5 protein-coding genes are annotated in these 5171 nt (G+C 38.8%); 3 read left to right on the top strand and 2 right to left on the bottom strand.

Features of this window, described 5'->3' with window-relative positions; translation table 11 throughout:
- The coding region (locus tag ACP5P5_RS09655) for an amidohydrolase family protein (RefSeq protein WP_428285899.1) at nucleotides 1-1077 on the top strand (1077 nt) is incomplete at its 5' end.
- Nucleotides 1078-1086: 9 nt separating this feature from the next.
- On the opposite strand, the gene recO is transcribed toward ACP5P5_RS09655, so the two are convergent.
- Entirely contained in the window at nucleotides 1087-1833 is a 747-nt protein-coding gene (gene recO / locus ACP5P5_RS09650; protein ID WP_428285898.1) for a DNA repair protein RecO, read from the bottom strand.
- Nucleotides 1834-1886: 53 nt separating this feature from the next.
- On the bottom strand, nucleotides 1887-2915 hold the full coding sequence (gene pheS / locus ACP5P5_RS09645) for a phenylalanine--tRNA ligase subunit alpha (protein WP_428285897.1): 1029 nt from the start codon (nucleotides 2913-2915) through the stop codon (nucleotides 1887-1889).
- A gap of 136 nt (nucleotides 2916-3051) precedes the next feature.
- Here pheS and ACP5P5_RS09640 point away from each other — a divergent pair, with 136 nt between their 5' ends.
- The gene (locus tag ACP5P5_RS09640; RefSeq protein WP_428285896.1) at nucleotides 3052-3780 is read left to right on the top strand and encodes a DUF4290 domain-containing protein; all 729 of its coding nucleotides are present in this window, start codon (nucleotides 3052-3054) and stop codon (nucleotides 3778-3780) included.
- Between the two features lie 87 nt (nucleotides 3781-3867).
- Nucleotides 3868-5171, top strand: a 1304-nt coding sequence (murA, locus tag ACP5P5_RS09635) for a UDP-N-acetylglucosamine 1-carboxyvinyltransferase (RefSeq protein ID WP_428285895.1), incomplete at its 3' end; no start/stop codon positions are given.

Here is a 5171-nt window from a genome sequence, read left to right as displayed (position 1 = left end):
GCTGTTGTTTCAGCTAATGAAGCAGGTGAAGGAGTAGAAAAAATAGACGGTATCATCTGCCCCGGATTTATTAATACCCATTGTCATTTAGAATTAAGCCACTTAAAAAATACTATACCCCAACATACCGGTTTGGTTGGTTTTGTACAGCAGGTAATGGCACAACGGGCAGCTGATGATTTACAAATACAGCAGGCTATTGTACTGGCCGAAAAAGAAATGTTGCAGGAAGGTATTGTTGCCGTTGGTGATATTTGTAATACAGTACATACAATACCTCAAAAACAGCAAAAGAAATTACATTATTACAATTTTATTGAAACGACCGGTTGGATTCCCGCAATGGCAGAAAAGCGTTATGAACAAGCAGTACATTTATTGCAAAGTTTTGCTTTACCTAAAAGCATAGTTCCCCATGCACCTTATTCGGTTTCAGAAGCTTTGTGGGAAAAAATAGCACCTCATTTTGCCAATGCTATTGTTACCATGCATAACCAGGAAACGCCCGATGAGGATGCTTTATTCCAAAAAGGGGAAGGCCTTTTTTTACAATTTTACCAAAAACTGGGTATTCATAATCCCGATTTTATTCCTTCCGGGAAAAGCAGCATACAAACGGTAGCACACCATTTAGCAAGCGCTGCAACATTGATAGCTGTGCACAACACATATACCCATGCTAACGATTGGGAATGGTTGTTGCATTGGGCTGCAAGCAATAAGGTGCAATTGTATGCCGCACTTTGTGTCAATGCCAATCGATATATTGAACAGCAAGTGCCTTCCATTATTGCAATGTTACAAATGGGAATACCTATCACCATTGGTACCGACAGTTTGGCAAGTAATACTCGGTTAAGTATTTTACACGAATTGCAAACCATACATACTTTTTTCCCTGACATTCCAATTGCCGCTTTGTTGCAGTGGGCTACTTTTAATGGTGCAAAAGCGCTGGGTATGGAAGTTTACTTAGGTAGTTTTGAACCCGGCAAACAACCCGGCGTATTGCAATTAACCGGTATCAATATCCAAAAGAATCAATTGCATCATGCACAAGTAAAACGACTAATATAATTGGTTGTTTTATGCGGATAAAATTTCTTGCAATATATCCAGGCTTTTTAATTTCCCATAACCGGGAATATGCAACTGTAAAAATGTTTGTAATGACTGTAGTATATTTCGTCTGATACCATGATTCAGGCTAATGTTTTCAATCGTATTGATATGTTCTGCCGGTATTTGTAAAAATTGGCTAACAGCTTCTGCCACTTCTGCTTCCATAACATATACATGTTGCGGATAATTTTCAGTGTAATAGCCTTCCTGCAAATCAAGCAAAGGTGTGTGTGCGGTATAATTCCCCTGAATTTGAAAACCCAGAATAGCGGCGGTTTGCAGGGTATAGTAAATAGGTAAATTAGCTACCAGTTTTTCGCTACCGAAATCGGCTAATTGTAACACACTTTCTGTTAAATAAAACAATTCAACATGTGCTTCGGGTTGTTGCAGGCAATGTTGTAACAGCTCAACTACATACAAGGTAACGGAGTGGCGTTTTACATTGGTTAATACCTGGTTATAAACATAAGCCCAACTAAATTCTTTAATAAACTGCAACTGTTTTTGCGGTTGGTGATATACTTCAAGCGACAAAATAGCGGCCGGCTGAAAGTATATGTTCTGTGCTGGTTTTCGTTTCCCGGCCTGATAAACACCTTTTACCAAATAGCTTTGAATGCCAAATAGTTCCGTATAAATTTGGGTAATGATGCTGGTATCGCCGTAGCGGGTAGTTTTCAATACAATGCCCTTTGTTGAAAATACCATAACGCAATGTTATTAAAAATTACCCTGCAATAAATTGGTTTCAATATGGAACATTATAATGCAGCTGTAAATTGTTGTAAAAAGCGAACATCATTTTGCGAGTATAGCCGTAAATCATTTACCCGATATTTTAATTGGCAAATGCGTTCCATACCCATGCCAAAAGCAAAGCCGGTGTATTTGTTTGAATCAATATTAAAGTTTTCCAATACTTTGGGGTGTACCATTCCACTGCCTAAAATTTCAACCCATCCGGTATGTTTACAAACATTACAACCTTTTCCGCCACAAATCAGGCAGCTAATATCCATTTCGGCACTGGGTTCTGTAAAAGGAAAATACGAAGGACGGAAGCGTATTTTGGTGCCATGTCCAAACATTTCTTGTACAAAAAAATACAAGGTTTGTTTTAAGTCGGCGAAGCTTACATTCTCATCAACATACAATCCTTCCACCTGGTGAAAAAAGCAGTGTGCACGGGCACTAATAGTTTCATTGCGATAAACCCGTCCCGGACAAATTACGCGAATGGGTGGTTTTTGTTGTTCCATTACACGGGCTTGTACACTACTGGTATGTGTTCTTAATAACCAAGCAGGATTTTGATTAATATAAAAGGTATCCTGCATATCGCGGGCCGGATGATTTTCCGGTAAATTCATGGCGCCAAAGTTGTGCCAATCATCTTCAATTTCTGGTCCTTCTGCAACAGCAAATCCAAGTCGTTGAAAAATTTGAATAATTTTATTGCGCACAATACTTAGTGGATGCAAACTGCCAATGGCAATATCATTACCGGGTAAAGTAATATCTATTTGCTGTGTTGAATGATGGTTGTTTTGTTGTAAACTACTGAACGATTCAAAATGGTTTTCAACCAATGTTTTAAATTCATTCAGTAATTGTCCGGCTTCTCGTTTTTGCTCGGCAGGTACATTTTTCATTTCAGCCATTAGGGTTTTAACCAACCCTTTGCTTCCCAAATATTTAATTCTGAACTGCTCAACTTCTTCGGCATTTTGCGGCGTAAAAGCCAACACTTCTTTTTTATAATTTTCTATTTGTGCTGCTAATTGTTCCATTGAGCGAAGATAAAGAATTGGCAGAATAAGCCACAAAACAAGCCTTGATTCACCTAAAGCATTCCGTGAACAAAAGGCTAAAAAATAGAAAATACGTGTTGAAATACCTACATTTGCCATTGTTGAAGTAAAAAACATGGAATATAACACCACCCGAAGTTTATTAAGTATGCGGGAATATGGCCGCCATATTCATAAAATGGTTGAATATGTAATGACGATTGAAGACCGCCAAAAACGAAATGAACAAGCCAAATCCGTAATTGAACTAATGGGCTTTTTAAACCCGCACTTGCGTAATGTAGAAGATTTTAGGCATATGTTGTGGGATCATCTCTTTTTTATCAGCGATTTTAAATTAGATGTAGATAGTCCTTACCCTATACCTCAAAAAGAAACTTATAAAGCCAAATCTGATCCGTTGCCTTATCCGCAACACAAACCCAAGTATTCGCACTTGGGCAGAAACATAGAATTGGTAATTGACAAGGCAATGAAAGAAGAAAATCCGGAAAAGAAAGCCGGTTTTGCCAATGCCATTGCTTATTATATGAAGCTGGCATACAGCAACTGGCACAAGGAATTGGTTCATGATGACGCTATTCGCAGCGAATTAGATAGCATAACCGGTGGAGCATTAGAGTTTAGTAATACGCCTTACATTAAACATCGCAACCAAAATTTTGAACGCGATGATTACGGACGTTCAGGAAACAATAACCGAAGGCAGCAAAATTTTAGCAATCGCAACAATAACCAACGTAGCGGTAATAGAAATGGCGGGTCATCGGGCAATCGCAACAATAACCCACGTAATGCAGGCCAGCGCGATAACCGAAACGGAAATTTTAAAAAACGTTATTAATCGCTTTGTATCATAAAACGGAATGTATGAATAAGAGCTGTCAATGATGGCTCTTTTTATTTTGAACTTCTTTTTTAAAACAATGTTATGAACGCTTTTGAAGTAATAGGCGGAAAAAAATTAAAGGGCGAAATAGTTCCCCAGGGTGCTAAGAACGAGGCATTGCAAATATTGGCTGCTACGTTATTAACTGCCGATCCGGTTACCATTCACAATATTCCAGATATAATTGATGTAAATGTATTAATTGATTTGTTAGCCGAAATGGGCGTAACGGTACAGCGTTTGGGTAGGCATAGTTGCACTTTTACGGCAGCTAATGTTAATACCGATTATTTAGCTACAGAAGCGTTTAGAAACAAGGGTGGTAAGTTACGTGGTAGTGTAATGCTGGCCGGTGCTATGTTGGGCCGTTTCAAAAAGGCTTATTTACCCAAACCCGGTGGCGATAAAATTGGCCGCAGAAGATTAGATACGCATATTATTGGTTTTGAAAAATTGGGGGCCACTTATCAATACCAGGAAAAATTAGGCTGCTTTGAATTAGCAACGCAATGTTTAAAAGGTACTTTCATGTTGTTAGATGAGCCTTCTGTTACCGGCACTGCCAATATTGTTATGGCAGCTGTTATGGCTGAAGGTACTACCACTATTTACAATGCTGCTTGTGAACCTTATATTCAGCAGTTATGCAAAATGTTGAATAGAATGGGTGCAAAAATTACCGGCATTGGCAGTAATCTGTTGCAAATTGAAGGGGTTGATGTATTGTATGGTACCGAGCATACTTTATTGCCCGACATGATTGAAGTGGGCAGTTTTATTGGCTTGGCTGCTATGACGCAAAGTGCATTAACCATTAAAGGGGCCGGAGTTGAAAACCTGGGTGTTATTCCTGAAAAATTTCAACAACTGGGTATTCAATTAAAAATTAAGGGCGATGATATTATTATTCCCGAACAGGATATCTATGAAATACAAACTTATTTAGATGGCGGTATTCTTACTGTTTACGACCATCCTTGGCCCGGCTTTACGCCCGATTTATTAAGTATTGTATTGGTAGTAGCCGTGCAAGCAAGAGGCAGTGTTTTAATACACCAAAAAATGTTTGAAAGCCGCCTGTTTTTCGTAGATAAATTAATTGATATGGGTGCACAAATTATTTTATGCGACCCACACCGTGCTACCGTAATTGGCCTGGCTCGTAAAAATAAATTGCGCGGTATAACCATGAGCAGCCCCGATATTCGCGCAGGACAAGCTTTATTAATTGCTGCCTTAAGTGCTGAAGGTACCAGTGTTATTCAAAATATTGAACAAATTGACAGGGGTTATCAATACATTGATGAGCGTCTGCGCAGCATTGGTGCACAAATTCAACGCATTGA

This window comes from Hydrotalea sp. (assembly GCF_049968455.1).
Classification (GTDB): domain Bacteria; phylum Bacteroidota; class Bacteroidia; order Chitinophagales; family Chitinophagaceae; genus Hydrotalea.
This window is presented reverse-complemented; position numbering and strand designations above follow the sequence as displayed.